Raw genomic sequence first — 3118 nt, forward strand, 5'->3', positions numbered from 1 at the left:
GGCGACCGGCAGGTGGCCGCCGCTCGCGGCGAGCGCGGCCTGGGCGCTGGCGAGGGCGTTCGGGGTGAGGGCGCCGCCGGCCGGGTCGGTCTGGTAGGCGAAGGCGCCGCGCTGGTCGGCGGGGGCGGTGCAGCCGAGCTGGAAGAGGGCGAGCCCGTCGAAGGCGGACCTGCCGGCCTTGGCGACGCCCGCCGGGTCGGTCTTGGCGGCGAACAGCGCGTTGACGGCGAGGCCGGTGGAGTCGGCGTCGCCGGGGCTGCCCGGGTTGTACGCCCAGCTGCCGTCGGCGTTCTGGTTGGCCTTGAGCCAGCCGACGCCCTTGTCGACGGCCTCCTGGTGCCCGCCGAGGGCGACCAGGGCCTGGACGGCGACGGCGGTGGCGTTGCTGTCCTCGGTCTTGGGGTCGCAGGCCGCGCCGGCGGCCCGGTACGAGGGCCAGCCGCCGTCCTCGCACTGCTGCCCGGTGAGCCAGCCGACGGCCGAGTCGGCCGGGGTGACCTTGGCCGCCGTCAGCGCGGTGAGCGCCAGCGACTGCCGCCAGACGCCGTCGTACGTCGGGTCGCTCTTGCCGTACAGCCCGTCGGGAACGGCGGCGGGGGTCGGCGCGGGGCTGTCGGCGAGGGCCGGTCCTGCGGCGAGGCCGGTGAGCAGCGCGGCGGACAGGGCGGCGGCGCCCAGGCGGGCGGCGGTCAGCATGGTGCGGGTGTGCCTTTCGGTGAGCGGTGGTGGCCCGGGCGGGGCCGTTCCGTAGTCCTCGACGGTGCCGGGCGCGTGCGTCCGGACTGGCCGCTCGCCCCTCCCCGGGTGCTCCGACTCGTCCGGGCGGCCGATGGCGGCGCCGGTCTCACGGCTGCGGGGTCAGCGCCGGATTCGCACCGGCTTTCCCCGGGGGAGGAGCGGGATGGAGTTGTGCCGACTGTCGACTCTAGCCGCCGGAGCGCCACGGGCGCCCCGCAGCAGGCAGGAACAGGTTCCAGTCGCAGTAGAGGGGAGGGCAGCTCACGGCAGGGCGAGCAGCCGGGCCGCGGTGTGCAGGTCGGCCCGGACCTCGGCGATCGAGGCGCGCCCGGAGAGCCAGGCGACCAGCGCCGAGTGCCAGGTGTGCTCGATCACCCGCACCGCCGCGCGCTGGCTCTCGGTGGGCGGTCCGGACTGGCCGATCGCGTCCAGGATGAGCTGCCCGGTGGCCGTGCTGACCTGGTCCACCTCGGCCCCCACCGAGCGGTCCGCGAAGGACAGCGCCCGGACCATCGCCTCGGCCAGCAGCGGTTCGCGCTGCAGCGCGTGGAAGGCCCGGGTGAGGGCGTCGGCGACCCGCGGCGCCGGTTCGCGGTCGGTCGGCGGGTGCCGCCGGATGTGCTCCTGGAGGCCCTGGAGCTGCTCCAGCATCACCGCCACCAGCAGGTGGACCTTGGACGGGAAGTACCGGTAGAGCGTGCCGAGGGCGACCTGCGCGCCCTCCGCGACCTCCCGCATCTGCACCGCCTCGTACCCGCCCCGCACCGCCAGCGCGGTGGCGGCCCGCAGGATGCGCCGGCGCCGTTCGGCCTGGCGCGCGGTCAGCGGCGGCTCGCCCGGGGGCGAGAGCTGCGGAGAGGTGGAAGGAGGGGGTGGCGGCAAGGGTGCTCCCGGGCGGGCGAGAGTGGCGGCGTGCTCCACATGGTCGGCAGGATCCGGCGTGGCGGGAATCACCAGCCCTGGCTCCTGAGGGAAAGCTACGGGCCGGTATCTTCGAGGTCTCTCATTGTTCACGTGGTCGACGACGAGTTCCCCAGCCACTGAAACCTGATCTACTTTAGCGACCGGAAGCACGACCGGCAGCACCGTAAGCAGCTAGAGAAGAGGGCCCAGGATGACCGCGCAGCCGCTGCGGATTGCCCTGCTGTCGTACCGAGGGGACCCCTTCTGCGGCGGTCAGGGCGTGTACGTACGGCACCTCTCCCGGGAGCTGGCCAGGCTCGGCCACCACGTGGACGTGATCGGCGCCCAGCCCTTCCCGGTGCTCGACGAGGTCGACGGCCCCGGCTCGGTGCGCCTGGTCGAGCTGCCCAGCCTGGACCTCTACCGCGCCGACGACCCGTTCCGCACCCCGGCCCGCGACGAGTTCCGCGGCCCGGTGGACGTGCTGGAGTTCGCCACCATGCGCACCGGCGGCTTCCCCGAGCCGCTCACCTTCTCGCTGCGCGCCCGCCGGTACCTGGCCGCCCACAAGGGCCGCTACGACGTGGTGCACGACAACCAGACCCTCGGCTACGGCCTGCTCGGCCTGGCCCGGCACGGCTTCCCGCTGGTCACCACGATCCACCACCCGATCACCGTGGACCGGCAGCTGGAGCTGGACGCCGCCACCACCCGGGGCAAGCGGCTCTCGCTGCGCCGCTGGTACGCCTTCACCCGGATGCAGCGGAGGGTCGCCGCCCGGCTGGACCACGTGATCACCGTCTCCGGCACCTCGCAGCGCGAGATCGCCGAGCACCTGGGCGTCGCGCCCGGCGCGATCTCGGTGGTGCCGATCGGCGCCGACACCCGGCTCTGGTCGCCCTCGGCGGAGATCGAGCGCGTCCCCGGCCGGATCGTCACCACCTCCAGCGCGGACGTCCCGCTGAAGGGCCTGGTCTTCCTGGTCGAGGCGCTCGCCAAGGTCCGCACCGAGCGGGACGCCCACCTGGTGGTGGTCGGCAAGCCGCAGAAGGAGGACGGGCCGGTGGCCGAGGCGGTGCGCCGCTTCGGGCTGGCCGGGCACATCGAGTTCCGCAGCGGGCTGACCGACCAGGAGCTGGTCGACCTCTACCGCTCGGCCGAGGTGGCCTGCGTCCCCTCGCTGTACGAGGGCTTCTCGCTGCCCGCCGCCGAGGCGATGGCCACCGGCACCCCGCTGGTCGCGACCACCGGCGGGGCGATCCCCGAGGTGGCCGGGCCGGACGGGGAGTCCTGCCTGGCGGTGCCGCCGGGGGAGGCGGACGCGCTGGCCGCCGCGCTCGGCCGGCTGCTGGACGACCCGGAGCTGCGGGCCGGGCTCGGCGCGGCCGGGCGGGAGCGGGTGCTGGCCCGGTTCACCTGGGAGCGGGCCGCCGAGCTGACCGCCGAGGCCTACCGCGCGGCGCTCGCCACCGGCGTC

The 3118-nt window shown here is 75.2% G+C and carries 3 protein-coding genes and 1 riboswitch; of the genes, 1 reads left to right on the forward strand and 2 read right to left on the reverse strand.

What is annotated here, in order from left to right; translation table 11 throughout:
- Together AE652_RS38575 and AE652_RS38580 are read right to left on the reverse strand one after the other, a co-directional pair.
- A partial coding sequence (locus tag AE652_RS38575) for a prenyltransferase/squalene oxidase repeat-containing protein (protein ID WP_049660099.1) occupies positions 1 to 696 on the reverse strand: 696 nt, incomplete at its 3' end.
- Positions 697 to 802: 106 nt separating this feature from the next.
- A riboswitch (cobalamin riboswitch) is annotated at positions 803 to 886 on the reverse strand.
- Between the two features lie 113 nt (positions 887 to 999).
- Positions 1000 to 1620 (reverse strand): TetR family transcriptional regulator, encoded by a 621-nt coding sequence (locus AE652_RS38580; RefSeq protein ID WP_049660100.1) that lies wholly within the window; start codon positions 1618 to 1620, stop codon positions 1000 to 1002.
- A gap of 232 nt (positions 1621 to 1852) precedes the next feature.
- Here AE652_RS38580 and AE652_RS38585 point away from each other — a divergent pair.
- Positions 1853 to 3118, forward strand: a 1266-nt coding sequence (locus AE652_RS38585; protein ID WP_049660101.1) for a glycosyltransferase family 4 protein, incomplete at its 3' end; no start/stop codon positions are given.

The organism is Kitasatospora sp. MY 5-36 (assembly GCF_001182915.1).
GTDB lineage: Bacteria > Actinomycetota > Actinomycetes > Streptomycetales > Streptomycetaceae > Kitasatospora.